Origin of the sequence: Flavobacterium sp. N2038 (genome assembly GCF_025947185.1) — a bacterium.
GTDB lineage: Bacteria > Bacteroidota > Bacteroidia > Flavobacteriales > Flavobacteriaceae > Flavobacterium.
The window spans coordinates 2,063,052-2,082,358 of record NZ_CP110001.1 but is presented as its reverse complement, the minus strand read 5'-3'; the positions used below and the strand labels follow the sequence as shown (position 1 = coordinate 2,082,358).

The 19,307-nt window shown below is 33.6% G+C and carries 28 protein-coding genes; 27 read left to right on the top strand and 1 reads right to left on the bottom strand.

Annotated features, from left to right (window positions below; genetic code table 11):
• The first annotated feature begins 350 nt into the window (after positions 1 to 350).
• From lpdA to OLM51_RS09380, 23 genes are all read left to right on the top strand, one after another.
• Entirely contained in the window at positions 351 to 1,739 is a 1,389-nt protein-coding gene (lpdA, locus tag OLM51_RS09490; protein WP_070907207.1) for a dihydrolipoyl dehydrogenase, read from the top strand.
• A gap of 176 nt (positions 1,740 to 1,915) precedes the next feature.
• Positions 1,916 to 2,665, top strand: a complete 750-nt coding sequence (locus OLM51_RS09485; RefSeq protein WP_264554076.1) for a DUF2314 domain-containing protein — start codon at positions 1,916 to 1,918, stop codon at positions 2,663 to 2,665.
• A gap of 288 nt (positions 2,666 to 2,953) precedes the next feature.
• The gene (locus OLM51_RS09480) at positions 2,954 to 3,136 is read left to right on the top strand and encodes a type I toxin-antitoxin system SymE family toxin (RefSeq protein ID WP_264554075.1); all 183 of its coding nucleotides are present in this window, start codon (positions 2,954 to 2,956) and stop codon (positions 3,134 to 3,136) included.
• A 147-nt stretch (positions 3,137 to 3,283) separates the two neighbouring features.
• Positions 3,284 to 3,775 (top strand): TPM domain-containing protein, encoded by a 492-nt coding sequence (locus OLM51_RS09475; protein WP_264554074.1) that lies wholly within the window; start codon positions 3,284 to 3,286, stop codon positions 3,773 to 3,775.
• A gap of 348 nt (positions 3,776 to 4,123) precedes the next feature.
• Positions 4,124 to 4,786 (top strand): arginase family protein, encoded by a 663-nt coding sequence (locus OLM51_RS09470; protein ID WP_264554073.1) that lies wholly within the window; start codon positions 4,124 to 4,126, stop codon positions 4,784 to 4,786.
• 107 nt (positions 4,787 to 4,893) lie between these two features.
• Positions 4,894 to 5,268: a YdeI/OmpD-associated family protein gene (locus tag OLM51_RS09465; protein ID WP_264554072.1), complete on the top strand. Its 375-nt coding sequence runs from the start codon at positions 4,894 to 4,896 to the stop codon at positions 5,266 to 5,268.
• 65 nt (positions 5,269 to 5,333) lie between these two features.
• Positions 5,334 to 6,017, top strand: a complete 684-nt coding sequence (locus OLM51_RS09460; RefSeq protein WP_264554071.1) for a DUF4919 domain-containing protein — start codon at positions 5,334 to 5,336, stop codon at positions 6,015 to 6,017.
• Positions 5,995 to 6,471, top strand: a complete 477-nt coding sequence (locus tag OLM51_RS09455; protein WP_264554070.1) for a GNAT family N-acetyltransferase — start codon at positions 5,995 to 5,997, stop codon at positions 6,469 to 6,471. The genes OLM51_RS09460 and OLM51_RS09455 overlap by 23 nt, the downstream gene beginning before the upstream one ends.
• Positions 6,471 to 6,860 carry a DUF1801 domain-containing protein gene (locus tag OLM51_RS09450; protein WP_264554069.1) on the top strand — a complete coding sequence of 130 codons (390 nt, stop codon included), beginning with the start codon at positions 6,471 to 6,473 and terminating at the stop codon, positions 6,858 to 6,860. Before OLM51_RS09455 ends, OLM51_RS09450 begins: the two co-directional genes overlap by 1 nt.
• 90 nt (positions 6,861 to 6,950) lie before the next feature.
• The gene (locus OLM51_RS09445; protein ID WP_264554068.1) at positions 6,951 to 7,547 is read left to right on the top strand and encodes an NAD(P)H-dependent oxidoreductase; all 597 of its coding nucleotides are present in this window, start codon (positions 6,951 to 6,953) and stop codon (positions 7,545 to 7,547) included.
• Positions 7,548 to 7,784: 237 nt separating this feature from the next.
• The gene (locus OLM51_RS09440) at positions 7,785 to 8,270 is read left to right on the top strand and encodes an SRPBCC family protein (RefSeq protein WP_264554067.1); all 486 of its coding nucleotides are present in this window, start codon (positions 7,785 to 7,787) and stop codon (positions 8,268 to 8,270) included.
• Positions 8,271 to 8,302: 32 nt separating this feature from the next.
• Positions 8,303 to 8,716 (top strand): hypothetical protein, encoded by a 414-nt coding sequence (locus OLM51_RS09435; RefSeq protein WP_264554066.1) that lies wholly within the window; start codon positions 8,303 to 8,305, stop codon positions 8,714 to 8,716.
• Between the two features lie 11 nt (positions 8,717 to 8,727).
• A complete protein-coding gene (locus tag OLM51_RS09430) occupies positions 8,728 to 8,943 on the top strand; it encodes an ArsR family transcriptional regulator (RefSeq protein ID WP_264554065.1) in 216 nt (71 codons plus the stop codon).
• 84 nt (positions 8,944 to 9,027) lie between these two features.
• Positions 9,028 to 9,396 (top strand): nuclear transport factor 2 family protein, encoded by a 369-nt coding sequence (locus OLM51_RS09425; protein ID WP_264554064.1) that lies wholly within the window; start codon positions 9,028 to 9,030, stop codon positions 9,394 to 9,396.
• Positions 9,397 to 9,488: 92 nt separating this feature from the next.
• A complete protein-coding gene (locus OLM51_RS09420) occupies positions 9,489 to 10,529 on the top strand; it encodes a serine hydrolase domain-containing protein (RefSeq protein ID WP_264554063.1) in 1,041 nt (346 codons plus the stop codon).
• A 12-nt stretch (positions 10,530 to 10,541) separates the two neighbouring features.
• Positions 10,542 to 10,964: a DUF1801 domain-containing protein gene (locus OLM51_RS09415; protein ID WP_264554062.1), complete on the top strand. Its 423-nt coding sequence runs from the start codon at positions 10,542 to 10,544 to the stop codon at positions 10,962 to 10,964.
• Positions 10,965 to 10,971: 7 nt separating this feature from the next.
• Positions 10,972 to 12,069 carry an MBL fold metallo-hydrolase gene (locus OLM51_RS09410; protein WP_264554061.1) on the top strand — a complete coding sequence of 366 codons (1,098 nt, stop codon included), beginning with the start codon at positions 10,972 to 10,974 and terminating at the stop codon, positions 12,067 to 12,069.
• 189 nt (positions 12,070 to 12,258) lie between these two features.
• Positions 12,259 to 12,789 (top strand): GNAT family N-acetyltransferase, encoded by a 531-nt coding sequence (locus OLM51_RS09405; RefSeq protein WP_264554060.1) that lies wholly within the window; start codon positions 12,259 to 12,261, stop codon positions 12,787 to 12,789.
• Between the two features lie 24 nt (positions 12,790 to 12,813).
• Positions 12,814 to 13,938 (top strand): lactonase family protein, encoded by a 1,125-nt coding sequence (locus tag OLM51_RS09400; RefSeq protein WP_264554059.1) that lies wholly within the window; start codon positions 12,814 to 12,816, stop codon positions 13,936 to 13,938.
• A 53-nt stretch (positions 13,939 to 13,991) separates the two neighbouring features.
• On the top strand, positions 13,992 to 14,519 hold the full coding sequence (locus tag OLM51_RS09395; RefSeq protein ID WP_264554058.1) for a GNAT family N-acetyltransferase: 528 nt from the start codon (positions 13,992 to 13,994) through the stop codon (positions 14,517 to 14,519).
• A 3-nt stretch (positions 14,520 to 14,522) separates the two neighbouring features.
• Positions 14,523 to 14,651 (top strand): hypothetical protein, encoded by a 129-nt coding sequence (locus OLM51_RS09390; protein WP_413614535.1) that lies wholly within the window; start codon positions 14,523 to 14,525, stop codon positions 14,649 to 14,651.
• 100 nt (positions 14,652 to 14,751) lie between these two features.
• Complete coding sequence (locus tag OLM51_RS09385; protein ID WP_264554057.1) at positions 14,752 to 15,300, top strand: GNAT family N-acetyltransferase; 549 nt, start codon at positions 14,752 to 14,754, stop codon at positions 15,298 to 15,300.
• A gap of 37 nt (positions 15,301 to 15,337) precedes the next feature.
• Positions 15,338 to 15,919 carry a TIGR00730 family Rossman fold protein gene (locus OLM51_RS09380; RefSeq protein ID WP_264554056.1) on the top strand — a complete coding sequence of 194 codons (582 nt, stop codon included), beginning with the start codon at positions 15,338 to 15,340 and terminating at the stop codon, positions 15,917 to 15,919.
• An 11-nt stretch (positions 15,920 to 15,930) separates the two neighbouring features.
• Here OLM51_RS09380 and OLM51_RS09375 read toward each other — a convergent pair whose 3' ends face one another.
• Positions 15,931 to 16,767, bottom strand: a complete 837-nt coding sequence (locus OLM51_RS09375) for a helix-turn-helix domain-containing protein (protein ID WP_264554055.1) — start codon at positions 16,765 to 16,767, stop codon at positions 15,931 to 15,933.
• Positions 16,768 to 16,852: 85 nt separating this feature from the next.
• On the opposite strand from OLM51_RS09375, the gene OLM51_RS09370 reads away from it, so the two are divergent.
• From OLM51_RS09370 to OLM51_RS09355, 4 genes are all read left to right on the top strand, one after another.
• Positions 16,853 to 17,245 carry a DoxX family membrane protein gene (locus OLM51_RS09370; RefSeq protein ID WP_264554054.1) on the top strand — a complete coding sequence of 131 codons (393 nt, stop codon included), beginning with the start codon at positions 16,853 to 16,855 and terminating at the stop codon, positions 17,243 to 17,245.
• A gap of 5 nt (positions 17,246 to 17,250) precedes the next feature.
• A complete protein-coding gene (locus tag OLM51_RS09365; protein ID WP_264554053.1) occupies positions 17,251 to 18,201 on the top strand; it encodes a polysaccharide deacetylase family protein in 951 nt (316 codons plus the stop codon).
• Between the two features lie 146 nt (positions 18,202 to 18,347).
• Positions 18,348 to 18,815, top strand: coding sequence for an SRPBCC family protein (locus tag OLM51_RS09360; RefSeq protein ID WP_264554052.1), 468 nt, complete (start codon positions 18,348 to 18,350; stop codon positions 18,813 to 18,815).
• 81 nt (positions 18,816 to 18,896) lie between these two features.
• The gene (locus OLM51_RS09355) at positions 18,897 to 19,265 is read left to right on the top strand and encodes an iron chaperone (RefSeq protein WP_264554051.1); all 369 of its coding nucleotides are present in this window, start codon (positions 18,897 to 18,899) and stop codon (positions 19,263 to 19,265) included.
• Positions 19,266 to 19,307 lie beyond the last annotated feature (42 nt).

Below are 19,307 nucleotides of genomic sequence, written 5' to 3'. Positions count from 1 at the left end.
TAGAGCCACAGATTACACAGATTAACACAGATTTTAAAAAATCATTTTAATCCTAATAATCTGTGGCCTATTTTTTTTCGCGATCAATTATCCGATCAACTGCCAACCGTCAACCATCAACAATTACTCACCAAATCTCAAAATTCAATTCATAATTCACAATTTACAATTAACAATTACTTAAGTTTCTGTGAAAAGGTCAAAATCTAAGTGGGTATAAATAAAATTTCAAGCGTTTTTTAAAATAAATCCTTAAATTCGCAATCACAAATAACAAAAGAATAAATCGGAAAATGAGTTTCGGAATTATAAACCTCATCTTCAGAAATAAATACTAAAAACCAAACAAAATGAAATACGACGTTATTGTTTTAGGAAGTGGTCCTGGCGGATATGTAACAGCTATTAGAGCTTCACAATTAGGCTTTAAAGTAGCTGTAGTTGAAAAAGAAAACCTTGGTGGTGTATGTTTAAACTGGGGATGTATCCCAACTAAAGCATTATTAAAATCGGCTCAGGTTTTTGATTATTTAAAACATGCTTCTGATTACGGATTGAAAGTTTCTGAATTTGATAAAGATTTCCCTGCAGTTGTTCAAAGAAGCCGTGGTGTTGCTGAAGGAATGAGCAAAGGAGTTCAGTTCTTAATGAAAAAAAACAAAATTGACGTTATTGAAGGTTTTGGAAAACTAAAACCAGGAAAAAAACTTGACGTTACAGATAAAGATAATAAAGTTACAGAATACAGCGCAGATCACATCATCATCGCTACTGGTGCTCGCTCTCGCGAATTACCAAACTTACCTCAGGATGGTGTAAAAGTAATTGGTTACCGTCAGGCAATGACATTACCAACACAACCAAAATCTATGATCATTGTAGGTTCCGGAGCAATTGGAGTTGAGTTTGCTCACTTCTACAACTCAATGGGAACAGAGGTTACTATTGTAGAATTTATGCCAAACGTAGTTCCAGTAGAAGACGAAGATATCTCAAAACAATTTGAGCGCTCTTTGAAAAAAGCCGGAATTAAAGTGATGACAAACTCTTCTGTAGAGCGTATTGATACAACTGGCGCTGGAGTAAAAGCATTTGTTAAAACTGCAAAAGGAGAAGAAGTTCTTGAAGCTGACATCGTACTTTCGGCAGTTGGAATTAAAACAAACATCGAAAATATCGGATTAGAAGAAGTTGGAATCGCTGTTGACAGAGATAAAATCTTAGTAAACGCTTACAACGCAACTAATATTCCTGGATACTACGCAATTGGAGACGTTACTCCGGGACAAGCTTTAGCTCACGTAGCTTCTGCTGAAGGAATTAACTGTGTAGAAAAAATCGCTGGTTTACACGTAGACCCAATCGATTACGGAAACGTTCCTGGTTGTACTTATGCTACTCCGGAAATTGCTTCTGTAGGTTTAACAGAAAAACAAGCTAAAGAAAAAGGATACGAATTAAAAATTGGTAAATTCCCATTCTCAGCTTCTGGAAAAGCTAAAGCTGCCGGAACTCCGGACGGATTCGTAAAAGTAATCTTTGATGCTAAATACGGAGAATGGTTAGGATGCCACATGATTGGTGCTGGTGTTACAGATATGATTGCAGAAGCAGTTGTAGCTCGTAAACTGGAAACTACAGGTCATGAAATCCTTAAATCTATCCACCCTCACCCAACAATGAGCGAGGCAGTTATGGAAGCTGTGGCTGATGCTTACGGCGAAGTAATTCACTTGTAAAAATATTGTATCGATGCAAATGCATTGATGCGAGTTACATATTATTTTCAATTTAAAATCCGGTTTACGAAAGTAAATCGGATTTTTTTTACAATTAAAAGTTAAATACTTTTAGAAAATATACTAAAAATACTATTTTTAATTTTATTCAATTCTTATCTTATAAAATTTAAAATATGGAAAACACTACAATATTCTACGCCGACGGAGAAAATCCAAAAATGATAGAAGCTTTTAAAAAAGCACAAGAAACATTTAAATATTTCTGGAGAGAATTATCATGGGAATATCGTCGCATTATACCTGCACTGGATGTTGCATGTGTAAAAATAGCATTCACTCAGGAAATCGACAACGAAACCGTCGTAGAACACATGTGGATTAATGACGTAAACTTTGATGGGGAATATATATATGGCATTTTAGTAAATGATCCCGGCCAACTAACCAATGTAAACAACGGAGACGAAGTAGCAATTGCAATCAATCAAATTAGCGACTGGTTATTTGCAACTCAGGGAAAAACTTACGGAGGTTTTACGATACAAGCCATGAGATCAGAAATGAGCGACGAAGAGAGAGAATCACATGACGAAGCCTGGGGACTGGACTTTGGCGATTTTAATGATATTCAGGTTGTTTTTGAACAAAATGAAAAGCCGGAAAACCTAATCGAGCATCCAATGAGTAAAAACATGAAAGAAAGCCTTATTGAGTTCTTAAAAAACAATCCGGCCGAAGCTACAGGTCAGGACGATTCTGGATATACGTTTTTACATCGCGAAGCTATCGCAGGAAATCATACTTCGGTAGAAATAATTTTGCAGTCAGGAGCCGATATAAGTGCAAAAACTAAAAATGGCAAAACAGCATTAGATTTTGCCAAAAACCTTAATTGGGATCATTTATTACCATTGTTACAATAAAAATTCAAAATCCGGTTTGCAAAAGCAAATCGGATTTTTTTTACCTCATTTTTGTCATTTCGACCAAAGGGAGAAATCACACTCGAAGATCCACAAACAAAATCGCCAATCTTAATCTTAAAATCCGATTTGTCAACTTTTAAGTTGACAACATTCTCAACTATTCGTTAGACATTTGGTCATTACAAAACAAGCCCGTCTTATCACAGAAATCGAAATGACAATACTTTGTCTTAAATAAATTATTGCTTTTGAATTCACATTAGAAATATAAAATTATATCCAACAATGAACAACGAGAGAAAATTAAAAATTCATACAAAACATCAAACCAGAACCAACGGAAGTACAACTATACCAGTGATAAAACTGGAAGGCAAATGGCTTGAAAAACTCGGTTTTAGCAAAGAAAAAATGATCATTGTTCAACAAAACAAAAACAAGCTTATTATTACTATTGACAAAAATTAGATCACTAATTTGTAATGAAAGTTAGCTTTAAACAGCCTCAAACCTATCCCAATTCATTCAAAAATAAATATTGTCTTATGATAACAATTTGAAGACTCATTTTTAATAATAAAGCACTATTTTTGCAGCTCCCAAAACAAATCTGCCATGAAAAAAATATTGTTCGTCTTAACCCTTACTCTTTTTTTATCTCATTCTATTTTTGCGCAAACAAAAACCGAAGCGCAAAATATCTTTGCAAAATCGTATGATTATGTAAATGATTTCGAAAAAATTCTTACTCCGGCTCAAATCAAAAACCTAAATGATTTTTTAAAAGCAAACGAGGCAAAATCAAAAAACAAAATTCTTATTGTAACTACAGCTTCCATAACTCCATACTCAGATCTAACAGATTATGCAATGGATTTAGATAAACATTTACTTTCAAAATTAAAATTAGACACCACAGTTCTAATCGTTATTAGTAAGCAACTAAGACAAATTCAGGTTCAGGGAACAGATAAAATACGCTCAAAAATGAGTGATCAGGATATGCGTAATATTGTTTCAACCTATGTAATTCCGGAACTCAAAAAGGGCGATTATTATAAAGCTTTACAGGAAGGAACGCTCCAATTGACCAAAAAACTGGAATAAAAAATAAAAAATCCGATTTGTATATCACAAGTCGGATTTTTTGTTTGAGCCTAAATAGTACAAAAACAATCTTTATATTTTCATAACTTTACACTTATTCCTCCAGGTTATGAAAGAAATATACATTGTAGAATTCCCATCAAATTTAGGTTTAAAAGAACCTCAACCCGCAAAAGAACCTGGTGTAAAAAAATTGCCTGATTGGCTTCGGAAACATAATTTGCACAAAACTATCCATCCAAAAGAAGTTATTAGGCTCGACGCTCCTAAGTATAAAAGCAACCGGACACAGAAACTCAAATTCTAAACACAAACTCCTTAGTTGATTATGCCAGAGAACAGGCCTTTTTGATTAATAATTTACTTTCGCAAAACAAATTCCCTTTTATACTGGGTGGTGACTGCAGCATTCTTTTAGGATCGGCCATTGCTTTAAAACAAAAAGGCAATTATGGTTTATTTTATCTGGATGGTCATACCGATTTTATGGATGTTTCTTTATCAGAAACAGGTGGCGTTGGCGGAATGGCAGCCTCAATTGTTACCGGAAACGGGCATCAAAAATTAACCAACATTCTTAATTTATCTCCTTATATCAAAGAAGAAAATCTTTGCTGTGTTGGCAATCGGGAATATGATGATGAATACGAAAACGAAATCATAAAATCTTCTGCAACTTATTTAAGTTTAAAAGAATTAAGAAAACAAGGTATTAAAAATGCCGTGCAATCCTTTCTACTAGAAGTCGAAAAGAAGAAGCTCGATGGTTTCTGGCTCCATATAGATGCAGATGTCTTAAACGATTCTGTAATGCCTTGTGTCGACAGCCGAACTCCGGACGGACTTACCTATAATGAATTTAATGAACTTACCTCCTGTTTATTTCAAAGTAAAAGATTAACCGGACTCGAAATCACCATTCTCGATCCGGATTTAGACGAAACCGGACAATACACCAAAGAGTTTGTCGCCAATATTACTTCAACATTCAATCAAAATTTCAACAATTAGTTTTCAAAAAAAACATAAACACCAAATAATCAATATTTTAATTTATTTTTACTAGTGACAAACCGTTGTCATCATCTCATTTTACTTTTACTATAAAATTAAGATATATGGAAACAAAAGACGGAAAACTAGCAGTTTATGCCGAAACCAGAGCAGACTGGAGAAAGTGGTTAACAGAAAACAGTGCCAATGAAAAATCGGTATGGCTGATTTTATATCATAAGAAAAGTAAAACCCCAAGCATCAGTTTAATCGAGGCTACAGAAGAAGCACTATGCTTTGGATGGATTGACAGTTTGTGCAAAAAACGAGATGGAGAAAGCTTTTATTTAACCTTCTCCCATCGTAATCCTAAAACCAGCAAATGGAGCAAACCCAATATTGAAAGAGCCGAACGAATGATTGCTGAAAATTTGATGACCGAACAAGGACAAAAATTAATAGATCTGGCAAAAGAACAAGGAAAATGGATAATGGAATAAAATGAAACTAATTATTTTGTAACTTAACTCATTCTAAAACAATTATCCTTATAAACCAGCAAAGTATGATCAGAAAAATTGCGTTACTAATTATTTTTATTATTGCAAATACATGTTTAGCACAACAGCCTCCGAGTTTTACAATTCCGGATTATAAGGCAATCGAAAAAGAAATTAACGATAAAAAATCTGCATTTTTTTATCCTGCCTTACTGGATCGTTTAGCTAAAAATGATACCCTTTTAAATCAGGAAGAATTTCGTCATTTATACTTTGGCTATGTTTTTCAGCCCAAATACAATGCTTTTTGGAAATCTTCAGACGAAAAAAAACTACAGCAGTTTTACAACAAAGAAAAACTTGATACAGCAGATTATGATGAAATCATTAAATTGGCAAACCATTCTCTGAGCGAATTTCCATTTGATCTAAACCAGCTTAATTATCTAACCTACATTTACCATTTAAAAGGAGATGAAAATGCGGCTAAAATCACTGCTTTTAAATTTCATAATATTATAAACGCCATTTTCTCCTCTGGAGATGGTAAAAAATGCGAAACCGGATTTCATGTCTTATTAGTAGAACACGAATATGTTATTTTAAAGCTTTTTGATGTAGAATCCAAATCACAATCTTTGGTAGATCATTGCGATTATCTAAGCTTTGAAAAAGGAAAATATCAAGTAGACGGCATTTATTTTAACATCGAAAAAATGCTCGAAAATGAATCAAAACTATTCCGATAAAAAACTACAATCTGACTCTGAAATAGCAATAACAGAAATCAGAATACAAGATTATGATCGCTTAAGAGTTTTATTTTTGAAAGAAAGACAAAATACTTTCTTCTGGCTTGATACTTCAGCATTTTCACTGGAAGATTTTGATAAACATACCCAGGGAGAATTTATTCTTGTTGCCCTTCTTGATAATATTCCGGTTGGTTTTATTTCAATCTGGATACCAACCAATTTTATTCACCATATTTATGTTGATCAGCATTATCAGCACAAAGGGATAGGGACTGCGTTATTAGAAGAAACAATTATCAAAATTGGATTTCCAATCACTTTAAAATGTCTCGAAAAAAACACGAAAGCTGTAGCATTTTATCAAAGAAAAGGTTTTGTAGCAAAAGAAAAGGGACACTCAGAAAATGGAACTTATATTTTATTTAGCAAACTTAAAGCGTCAAAATAATGAATTCGGAAATCACAGCTTACAACGATTCTCAAACCGCAGAAGACAAAAAAATATGCGATGCGTTAAGCAATGAAATCAACGCATTTCTACATGAAGCAGAGAATAAAATCTGGCACAGGCATCCTGTTTGGTTTTTAGACGGAAACCCTGTTGTGGGGTACAGCAAATTAAAAGATTCTGTCCGGTTACTTTTTTGGAGCGGTCAGTCTTTTGAGGAACCCGGACTTCAAAATGAAGGAAGTTTTAAGGCTGCTGAAGCACGTTTTACCCACGTTGACCAAATCAATATTGAAGATTTAAAAAGATGGCTTGAAAAAGCGAGAAACATTCAATGGGATTATAAAAACATTGTAAAACGCAAAGGAACGCTAATTAGGCTGAAATAAATAGTCTTACCCTATTTTTGAATATTATTCGTAATTTTGAATGAAGCACTTTTTTGTTTTATCACTTTCTAAAACTAAAAACCACTCCGTATGAATATTTTAATCATATACAGCCACCCGAGTAAAAAGTCCTATACATTTCAAATCTTAGAAAGATTAAAAACTATTATCTTAAAGCAAAACTGGAATTTAGAAATCTCAGATTTATATGCTTCCAATTTTCAAAGTGATCTGTCTGAAGAAGAATATGAAAGAGAAGGATTTGCTAAACTTCAGCTTCCAATTCCTGCAGATGTTTTAAGCGAACAGGAAAAAATCGAAAAAGCAGATTGCATCATTTTCCTTTATCCGGTTTGGTGGAGCGACTGTCCAGCAAAACTAAAAGGCTGGTTTGACCGCGTCTATTCGGTTGGTTATGCATACGGACAAACAGATCAATATCCAAATATGAAAACCATTCCATGCGGAATTGTTATTTGCACCGCAGGACATCCTAATGATTTTTTAGTTGAAATTGGAATTGCCCAAAGTATGGAAAATGTTATGCTGGAAGATCGTCTCGGAAAACGTTTTGAGAATAAAGAAATGCTGATTTTGGGAGGAACTCTGGAACTTGAAAATGTAATGACAGATCATTTTTCTAAAATTGAAGAAATTATGACCAACATTAAAAACTACTTTGCTTAGAAAATACTACCGAATATAAAACGTATAAAAAATTACAATCGTAGCATTTGCTTAGCCATTGTTGGACACTTCGGAGAACAGGTCTGGAGAAACTGGACAATTCGAACCTTATTACATTATAAAACAATCTAGAATCAACAATCTGTCTGAATCACCCCTTACATTTGTCTTTTACACACCCTAACATATTGATTATTAGAAAGTAACTTTGTAAAACTAATTCTTAAAATCAAAAAAATGAGTGCAACAGATTTTACCACAACAATAGTAGTCGATCAGTCTCCTACAGCAGTTTTTAATGCCATTACAAATGTTCCGGGCTGGTGGTCAGAAGAAATAGAAGGAAATACAGCCAGGCTCAATGATGAATTTAATTATCATTATGAAGATGTTCATCGTTGCAAAATAAAACTAATCGAAGTAATCCCAAATCAGAAGATTGTTTGGCTAATTGAAGATAACTATTTCAAATTTACAGAAGACAAAACCGAGTGGACAGGCACAAAACCAACATTTGAAATCACAGAAAAAAATGGCAAAACAGAACTTCGTTTTACTCATTTTGGTTTAACCTCAGAATACGAATGTTTTGAAATATGCCGTGGTGCCTGGACCAATTATATTCAAAAGAGCCTTAAAAATCTCATTGAAACCGGAAAAGGAGAACCAAACGCAACCGGAAAGCCACAAACTGAAAACGAAAAAATATTATCTTCAAAATAATTTCATAAATTAGTGAGCTAAAACCATTATTTATGAACCCTGTTTTAAGAAATACACTGGCCGTTTTTGCCGGAATTATTGTTGGAAGTATTTTTAATATGTGTATAATTTTAATCAGTGGTTCAATTATCCCGCCTCCAAAGGGTGCTGATAATACAACAATGGAAGGTCTAAAAACGACCATGCATTTATTTGAAGCGCAACATTTTCTTTTTCCATTCTTGGCACATGCCATCGGAACATTTACAGGAGCTGCAACAACCGCGTTACTTGCTTTTAATCATAAAAAAAAGCTGGCGCTGGTTATTGGAGCTTTCTTTTTATTGGGCGGAATTGTAAGTGTTTGTTCACTGCCATCACCAATGTGGTTTACCGTTGTTGATTTGCTTTTTGCCTATATTCCAATGGCATATCTGGCTTTAAAATTAACCTGCAAAAAAAGATAAATTTTAACCCAATGAATGAGAAATTAAATCCACAGAAACCTGCAAAAATGTGTTATAGTCATATTGGCGGGAAACTGGGTCAATTGCTCGCGATTACTTTTGCAGAAAAAGGCTGGATTGCAAAAAACACACCTGCAGACAAACATTTCTATATTACAGATTTAGGACAAAAAGAATTCGAAAAATTAGGAATAGATTTATCCGAAATTAAAGCCGAAACACACTAAAAAACTTTAAAGATTTAGTCTTGCTTTAATTTAAAAACATACTTCAAAATTTCATAACTTAGTTTACTTTTTTAACTAATGATTATGACCCGGAAAGAAATTGCTCAGGACTTTTTAAAACTCGCTGCAAATGGGCATTCTCATGAAGCATTCCGACTACATGTGGGTAAGAAATTCAAACATCACAATGCTTATTTTAAAGGCGATGCCGATACTCTGATGCTCGCCATGGAAGAATCTTCCAGAACAAATCCGAATAAGATTTTTAAAATCCATCATATTTTAGAAGATGGCAATCTCGTTGTTGTTCATTCACATTTAAAACAAAACACCGATGATTTAGGATTTGCCGTTGTTCATATTCTTAAATTTCACTCGGATAAAATTGTGGAGCTTTGGGATTTAGGGCAAGCCATTCCAAAAGAAACCATTAATGAAAACGGAATGTTTTAATTCCCTCTATGTAGATTTTTACAGATCTAAACACTTTAAATAAAAACAATAGCTAAAAAAACCGAAACTTTAACCCTGACACAAAAAAATTAATGAGTCCTCTTTTGAAATTTTCTTATTTATTATCCCTTCCTTTCATCCTATTAAGCTGCAATTCTTCTGCCCAAAAACAAGATAATTATACTGCTCAGATAGATAGTCTGATTCAAAATACCACTCCTGTTTTTAATGGTGCGGTACTCATTTCAAAAAGCGGAAAAACATTGTATTCTAAAGCAAAAGGTTTTGCTGATTTTGATACTAAAAAGCCTTTAGCATTAGATAGTCAATTCGAAATCATGTCAAACACCAGACAAATTACAGCGGTTTTGATTTTGAAAGAAGTTGAGCAAGGCAAAATTGATCTTAACACTCCAATAAAAAAATATTTACCCAATCTCAAACAAACCTGGGCAGATACAATTACAGTTCATCAATTATTAAATCATACACATGGAATCGTTGATTTGCAAAAGCCTTTACTTTTTAAACCCGGAACCGATTTTAAATATGGTAATGAAGGCTATCCTATATTAGGTCAGATTCTTGAAGCTGTGTCAAAAAAAACATACCCGGAATTGACAAGTGCGCTCTTTAAAAAACTTAAAATGAATAATACTTTTTGTTATTCAAAAGATCAAAACAGAAATTTAGTAACTGGATACTTTAATGCTAATAATAGCATTGAAAAGGCAGAAAACCAATTAATAACTCCATACAAAGCACCTTCATGCGGGATTGTTTCAACCGTAAATGACCTTACGATCTGGAACAATAACCTTCATAAAGGAAAAATTCTAAAACCGGAGAGTTATAAATTAATGTTACAGTATACCATTTTGGCGCAGCATAATCTTTTTGGAAAAGAAAAAGTAGGATATGGCTACGGACTTAGAGTTGTAGATAAAGAAACTCCAAAATACTATGGACACACAGGTTTAGGCGATGGGTTTTCTTCTGTAAATTTATACTATCCGGAAAGTGATATTAGCATTATTGTTTTAGAAAACCAAATGAATGAAAATCCTGAATTGTTTTATGCATCAGAATTTAAAATCAAGAATATAATTCTCAAAAGCGGCTTATTGAATTAAAAATAAAAGGTAATGGCAAAAAATAAAACCACAGAAACCGAAAACAGCGTTGTCGATTTTATTAATCTGGTACCGGATGAAGTTAAAAGAAACGATGCTTTTGAACTTATAAAAATGATGCAACAGCAAACCGGTTTTGAGCCTAAAATGTGGGGACCAAGCATTATTGGTTTTGGAAGTTACCATTATAAATATGAAAGCGGACATGAAGGCGATGCACCACTTGCAGCATTTTCGCCAAGAAAAGCTGCTATTACGCTATATTTTTCTTTGTCTGCTGAAGATCGGGAAGAATTAATTGCTAAACTAGGAAAACACAAACCTTCAAAGGGATGTATCTATATCAAAAAGCTGGCAGATATTGATCTGGAAATTCTTAAAAAAATGGTTTTACTTTCTGTAAAAAATTTAAATAAATTATATCCTTCTAACTAAAAAAAACATGGTTCTTACACTATTACTTCTTTTATTAGCCGTTATTATTTACTTTTTGTACCATCCAAGATATGGAAAGCAACCTGCAGGCGAAAGACTGGCTTTGATACAAAAGTCACCTCAATATAAAAACGGAAAATTCGAAAACGAAAGCTTTACTCCTGAACTAGCAGAAGGTTACGGCTATTTTGACGTTTTAAAAGATTTTTTCTTTAAAAAAGTAGACCGCAAAATTCCGACTGATGTTATTCCGTCAAAAAAAATAAACTTACATGAAATTCCTTTAGAGCAGGATATTCTGGTTTGGTTTGGGCATTCTTCTTATTATATTCAGCTTGAGGGAAAACGTTTTTTAATTGATCCTGTTTTCAGCGGAAACGCCTCTCCAATTTATGGAACTACAAAAGCCTTTAAAGGAACTGATATTTATACTGCAGCTGATATTCCGGAAATTGATTATTTATTGATTACACACGACCATTATGATCATTTGGATTATGCCACAATTATGGAGCTGAAACCTAAAATCAAAAAAATAATTACGGCGCTTGGCGTTGGTTCACATTTTGAATTCTGGAAATTTCCTTCTGAAATTATAATCGAAAAAGACTGGCATGAAAAAATAGAACTCGATCAAAATTTAACGCTTTACACCACTCCGTCAAGACATTTTTCGGGCAGAAGTATTAAACGCTGCAACACACTTTGGACTTCTTTTGTTCTTCAGTCCAAAGATTTTAAAATGTATTTGGGCGGTGATAGTGGTTACGATAAACATTATGCTGAAATTGGAAACAAATTTGGTCCTTTTGACATTGCGCTTATCGATAATGGTCAATATAATCCTGCCTGGAAATATATTCATAATCTGCCCGAAGATGTTGTAAAAGCCATGAAAGATTTAAAAGCAAAAAGAGTTTTTCCTGTTCATTCCTCAAAATTTGCACTAGCATTACATTCCTGGGACGAACCTCTGGTAAAAGTCACCGAATTAAATAGTTCATCCGAAAATCCGATTGCATTAATTACGCCAATGATTGGAGAAATAGTGGAACTAAAAAACGAAAAACAAGAGTTTAAACAGTGGTGGAAAGGTGTTAGATAATTTTAGATTGCAGATTTTAGATTTTAGATTGAAAACCTGAAACTTGAAACCTGAAACAAAAAAAACTAAAAACACTCCTTTGTCACCCTGAGCGAAGTCGAAGGGCATACTAAGAGCTTCTCCCGAAGCCTCGGGATCGCTCAGCCTGACAAGACTTGAAACTTGAAACCCGAAACAAAAAATCAAAAAATGAATACTTCAAGTTATATTATCCGAAATGCTTTCCCTTCTGAATTTGAAGAAATCGGTAAATTACTTATTAATGTTTACTCACAATTAGAAGGTTTCCCCAAAGAAAACGAACAACCCAATTATTATAAAATGCTAGCCAATATTGGAGCATTTACACAATATCCCGAAACAGAACTTTTGGTAGCCGTTGATGAAAACAATACAATAACAGGCGCTGTTGTATATTTTAACGACATGCAATATTATGGCTCAGGTGGCACCGCGACAAGCGAACAAAATTCGGCAGGGTTTCGATTATTGGGCGTTGATTCCAATATAAGAGGTAAAGGAATTGGTAAACTTCTGACATTGGAATGCATTAAAAAAGCGACCGAAAATAACCGAAAACAAATTATTATTCATTCTACTTTATCCATGAAAACTGCCTGGAGCATGTATGAAAATATTGGTTTTAAAAGAGATGAAAATCTTGATTTTATGCAGGGAGAACTTGCTGTGTTTGGCTTTAGATTTCCACTTCTTTCCTAATATTAATATCCAAAAAGCAAACCATTGAAACTAAAAATCAACCTCCTTACAATTACCTTTCTGGTAACTTTCAATCTTTTTTCTCAGAGTACGTATGTTTTTCTGGGATCTTATAACCGGGATAAAGAAGCCGAATCGATTCAGGTTTATCAATTGGATACTTTAAAAGGAAAGCTGATTAAAATAACTTCAGTAAAAAATGTCATAAACCCTTCCTATTTGACTCTTTCGCCAAACGGAAAATATCTTTATGCGTGTACAGAAACCAAAACACCAAATGCAGGAAGTGTTAGCAGTTTTGAATTTAATCCGCAAAACAAAACCTTAACTTTTTTGAATAAACAAACAAGCGGTGGCGAAAATCCGGTTTATGTATCGGTTCATAAAAATGGTAAATGGCTTGTAAACGCCAATTATACCGAAGGAAGCGTTTCTGTTCATCCGATTTTAGAAAACGGGCAAATTGATTCTATGGTGCAAAACTTTCAATATACTGACGGAAGTGTAAATAAAGAAAGGCAAGCAAGATCACATGTTCATTCGGCAGTATTTTCTCCTCAGTTTGATTATCTGTTTTTACCCGATTTAGGTGCTGATAAAATTCGTTCATATGCCTTTGATGAAACCCTGAAGGAACCTTTAAAGGAAACAGCAAATCCTTTTACAAAAACTGATTTAGAAGCCGGGCCGAGACATTTTACTTTTCATCCTAATGAGAAATTTGGCTATTGTATTGAAGAAATGGCAGGCACAATTAGTGTTTATGACTATGAAAACGGAATGCTCAAAAAAATTCAGCGAATTAATACCCATCCTGATCAGATTAAAGAAGGATTTGAAAGCTCTGACATTCATATTTCTCCCGACGGAAAATTTCTGTACGCCACAAACCGCGGAAAAGAAAATAATATTGCCATTTTTTCTATCGCTGAAAATGGTCTTTTGAAAAACATTGGCTATCAATCGACTTTAGGAAAACATCCAAGAATTTTTTCTATTGATGAAAGTGGAAAATTCCTAATTGCAACCAATGTTATTTCAGGAAATGTAATTGTCTTTAAACGAAATACAAAAACCGGAATGCTAAAAAAGACAGGAAAAGAAATTAAAATGGAAAACGTTTCCTGTGTTCAGATCAAACAAATTTAAATCGTTTTTATCCTCATAATCTGTGGTAAAATCAAATCACAAAAGCAAAAAAAATGGAAACATCAATTTTAAATTTACAACCGGAAATACTAGAAAATGAATCTGTAAAATTAGTTCCACTACAAAAAACAGATTTTGAAAAACTCTATAAAGTGGCTTCAGATCCTTTAATCTGGGAACAGCATCCGAATAAAAATCGCTATGAAAGAGACGTATTTCTAAACTTTTTTGAAGGTGCAATAGAAAGCAAAGGTGCTTTTCTTATCCTCGATAAAATCACAAATGAAGTCGCGGGAAGCACACGATTTTATGAATATGACCCCGAAAATAAAACTGTTTTTATTGGCTATACTTTTTATGGAAGAAAATTTTGGGGAACAGGTTTTAATACTCAGGTAAAAAAAATGATGCTCGATTACTCCTTTCAGTCTGTAGAAAAAGTAAATTTTCATATTGGTTCAGAAAATTATCGTTCTCAAAAAGCAATCGAAAAATTAGGAGCAAAAAAAATTGACGAAATAGAAGTTGCTTATTATAATGAACCTTCGCGTCATAATTTTGTTTATCAAATAGAAAAATAAAAAATGAAAAGCATTACTGTTTTTTGTGCCTCAAGTTTTGGCACTGAAAAAATTTATGAAGAACAAGCAATTGCATTAGGCAAAATCTTAGCCGAACAAAATATTGAACTCGTTTACGGAGGCGCAGCTTAAGCGGATTTAAACTGATTTTTGCCATTTCATTTCGATTCCAAGGCTTCGTAATCAAAATGACAAACTTTGCGTTATTAACCACTAAAAAACTAAAAAAATTATGACACCAAATAATTTCAATTTACAGCCGGATTTCTTAGAAAACGAAATTACAAAGTTAATTCCGCTAGAGGAAAAACATTTTGAAGCACTATTTGAAGCTGCTTCTGACCCGCTGATCTGGGAACAGAATCCTTTAAAAAACCGATATCAAAGAGAAGATTTTAAAACATTTTTTGAAATCATAATGACAAAAAGCCCCTTCTTGATTCTCGATAAACAAACGAACGAAATTATGGGAACAACTAGTTTTTACGATTACAGTCCAGAAAAATCCAGCGTAGGAATTGGTTACACTTTCATTACAAGAGAATATTGGGGTGGACCTTATAATAAATCCAACAAAAAATTAATGATAGATTATGCTTTTCAACACGTTGATTCGGTCCTTTTTCATGTTGGAGCTGAAAATTTCCGTTCTCAAAAAGCCGTTTTAAAACTCGGAGCTGAAAAAATCAATGATATTGAATTTAATATTAATGGTGTCGATGTTCCGTATTTTGAGTATGAATTGAGAAAAGAGGAAAGAAGGCTTATTAATCGTTCTTAAATCTAGAAATTTATTATTTCACACTAAAAAAAGAATAATGAAAAGCATTACTGTTTTTTGTGCCTCAAGTTTTGGCACTGAAAAAATTTATGAAGAACAAGCTGTAGCATTGGGTAAAACACTGGCTCAGCAAAATATACAATTAATATATGGCGGCGCCAATGTTGGTTTAATGGGCGCTGTTGCAGATGGGGCATTAAACGCAGGTGGAACGGTAATTGGCGTACTACCTGATTTTTTAAGATCTAAAGAAATCGCACATAAAGGCCTGACGGAATTAATCCTGGTTGAAAGTATGCACGAGCGAAAAACCAAAATGAATGATTTATGTGATGGTGTAATTGCGCTTCCCGGAGGATTTGGAACTCTCGAAGAACTTTTCGAAATGCTAACCTGGGCTCAATTAGGCCTCCATAAAAAACCAATTGCGATTTTAAATGTTAACGGCTATTATGATGCTCTTTTAGAATTATTAAAAACCATGACAGAAAAAGGTTTACTAAAAGAAGCCAATCAAAAAATGCTCTTGGTAAGTCCTGATATTGATGATTTATTAAATCAAATGAAAAATTATACTCCGCCAGCAGTCGGAAAGTGGATTAATAAAGAAGAAGTTTAATACGTTTAAAATTAAGGTTTCTTAAACTGTTTTTTATATGTACTCGGGTTCAGTCCGGTGTATTTCTTAAACAGGCGATTCAGATGACTTGCATCGCTAAAACCAAATTCGTATACAATCTCGTTGATTTGCATATTAGTAAATTTCAGCCGGGTTTCTATTAATTTTATCTTATAGGCAATGCTGTATTGCTGAATGCTTTGACCTGTTTTTGTTTTAAAATATTCACTTATGTACGTTGGCGAAACGTTAAATACAGCTGCCATATTTGACGCTTTTAACTGATCTGGCTGATAAATATTCTGATGAACATAATTCAGTAAATCTAAGTTTGGTGTTGTATTGAGCAAATCCATATTTACAGGCACAATAAGCGAAATATTTCGGGCAGCAATGGTAATAATCGTATTTAGAATTTGTTTGATTACTTCCTGCTGCTGCGGAAAACTACTATTTTCTTCTCTAATAAGACCTTCGATCATCGCCCGGATTAAAGGTTTATCTGATACTGTTTTCAAAATACAGCCCGGAAGATGATTGTGATTATGAAAAATAAACTCAAGCTTCTGAATCCAATCTGTACTTTGGGTTTTTAGATAGCTGTCATGAAACCTGATAAAGAAAAACTTTGTTTTCTCTAAAACTTCAAAACTATGGGTATCCTGAGGAAAAATCAGGAACAACTTATCAAAACTATAAGGCAATCGATGATCATTAATAATCTGAACTCCTTTACCTTCAAGTACAAAAACCATTTCAAAAAACGTGTTTTTACGTTCTTTAGCTTCGTATTCTGAAACTTCCAGAAACTGCAGTTCAAAAGGGTAGTATAAATTTCTAATTTCCATCCTTCAAAAATACAAATTATTCCAATAATTGTACAACTTTTAAAAAGGCGTTATCTTCAACTTTGTATCATAAAATTATACAAAAATGGAAACAACCTCTTTTTTATTATTACGTATTGCAATAGCAATCAGCATGTTTGGTCATGGATTAATACGATTACCAAAATTAGTTACCTTTAGTAACTGGATGACAAGCAGTTTTGAAAATTCAATGCTGCCAAAAATTATCGTAACCCCTTTTAGTTACATCTTACCCATTGCAGAATTTTCAATTGGTACTCTATTATTACTCGGTTTATTTACAAAACCATCCTTAATTGCCGGAGCTGTTGTAATGCTAATTTTATTATTTGGTACCTCAATGATTGAAAATTGGGAAGCCATTCCATCACAACTAATACACATTGCTTTTTTTACCTTACTGTTGCATTTTATCGATTACAATAGCTGGGCTGTTGATACATTAATTAAAAAATAAACATTATGAGTTCAAGAAGAAATTTTATAAAACAAACCGGTATCATTGGAATGGTTGGTATGATAAATCCTATTGACACTTTCTCGGAAATTTCTAAAACTACTCCACTTTTCTCTTCGCAAAAATCAAAATGGGCAGACGGCTCAAGACTTGTTGTTTCAATCTCAATGCAGTTTGAAGCCGGAGGACAACCTCAAAATGCCGAAAGTCCATTTCCTCAAAACATACAAAAAGGTTTTATTGATCTGCCTGCTGCGACCTGGTACGAATACGGATACAAAGAAGGAATTCCGCGTATGTTGGACAATTGGGACAAACTGGGCGTAAAAGTAACTTCACACATGGTAGGAACAGCTGTTCTAAAAAATCCGGAACTGGCCAAAGAAATTGTACAAAGAGGTCACGAAGCGGCTGCACACGGAATGAGCTGGAGTACACAATACACTATGCCTTATGATGAAGAAAAAAAATTCATAAAAGATGGTGTCGATGCCATAAAAAAAGTGACCGGTTTTACTCCTGTTGGCTATAATGCAAACTGGTTACGCCGTGGACAAAACACACTTGATATCTTGCAGGAACTTGGTTTTAAATATCACATTGATGATCTTAGTCGTGATGAACCTTTCATCACTCAGGTAAAAAACAAAGATTTTGCCGTGGTTCCTTACACCATCCGTTGTAACGATATTGTTTTGATTGAAGGAAAAAACTTTTCGGCAGACCAGTTTTTTCAACAAGTAAAATTAGAATTTGACCAACTATATGCAGAAAGCGAAACACAGCGCCGACAAATGTCAATTAGTTTTCATGACCGCATTGGAGGAACTCCACAAATGGTAAAAGCTACAAATGATTTAATTAAATACATGCAACAACATCAGGGAGTCAGTTTTAAACGTAAAGATGAAATTGCCGAAATTGCTTTACATGATAAAACAACTATAAGAGAGTAAAAGAAACATTTTAGATTTTAGATTTTAGATTTTCCATACAGGTCAAAAACTTGTGTGGATTTTTTTTATTCTCATTTATCAAAATAACTTTCTTAAATTAGAAGTTTCCAAAAAACAACTCACCTTTTACATTTTATACCTAAATCATGAAAACAGAAAACAACAAATTTGCAAAAGCCGAAATGCTAATTAGAAAACCTGTTTCAGAAGTTTTTCAGGCTTTTATTGATCCGGAAATAACTACTAAATTTTGGTTTACAAAGGGATCCGGAAAATTAAAAGAAAACCAAAAAACAGAATGGACATGGGAGATGTATGGCTTTTCACTTTCAGTAACGACATTAGTTTTACAGGAAAATAAAAAGATTGTGATCGAATGGGGAAATCCCGACGAAATCACTTTGGTTGAATGGACTTTTAGCCCATTAAATGAAAATGAAACTTTTGTGAGTATCACAAATTCAGGTTTAAAAGGAGATTCAGATAAAATAATCGATCAGGTTCGCAATTCAACAGAAGGTTTTACGTTAGTTTTAGCAGGAGCAAAAGCGTATTTAGAACATAATATCTTGCTAAATCTCGTTCTGGACCGATTCCCGAAAGGTTTGGCTTAGAAAAGTTCATTTTGTTTCAAGTTTCAAGTTCGTTACGAAAACCTTAAACTTGAAACCTGAAACAAAAAAAACAAAAATAGTATGGAAGTTAAAAAACCCGAAAGTATAGACGAATACATTGGAGGATTTCCAAATGATGTTCAGGAAATTTTAGAAAGAATCAGAATGACAATTCAGAAAGCAGCACCGGATGCCAAAGAAAAAATCAGTTATTCAATGCCTGCTTTTGAACAAAATGGAATCGTAGTATATTTTGCTGCCTTCAAAAATCATATTGGTTTGTATGCTTTGCCAACTGGTCACGAAGCGTTTAAGGAAGAGCTTTCTAAATATAAATCAGGTAAAGGTTCTGTTCAGTTTCCTTTAAATCAACCAATGCCTTTTGATTTAATCACTAAAATTGTAAAATTCAGAGTGAAAGAAAATCTCGAGAAAGCAAAAAAGAAATAAGATTTCCTGACCTTGTCTCTTATGTTCTAACAACTAACCATA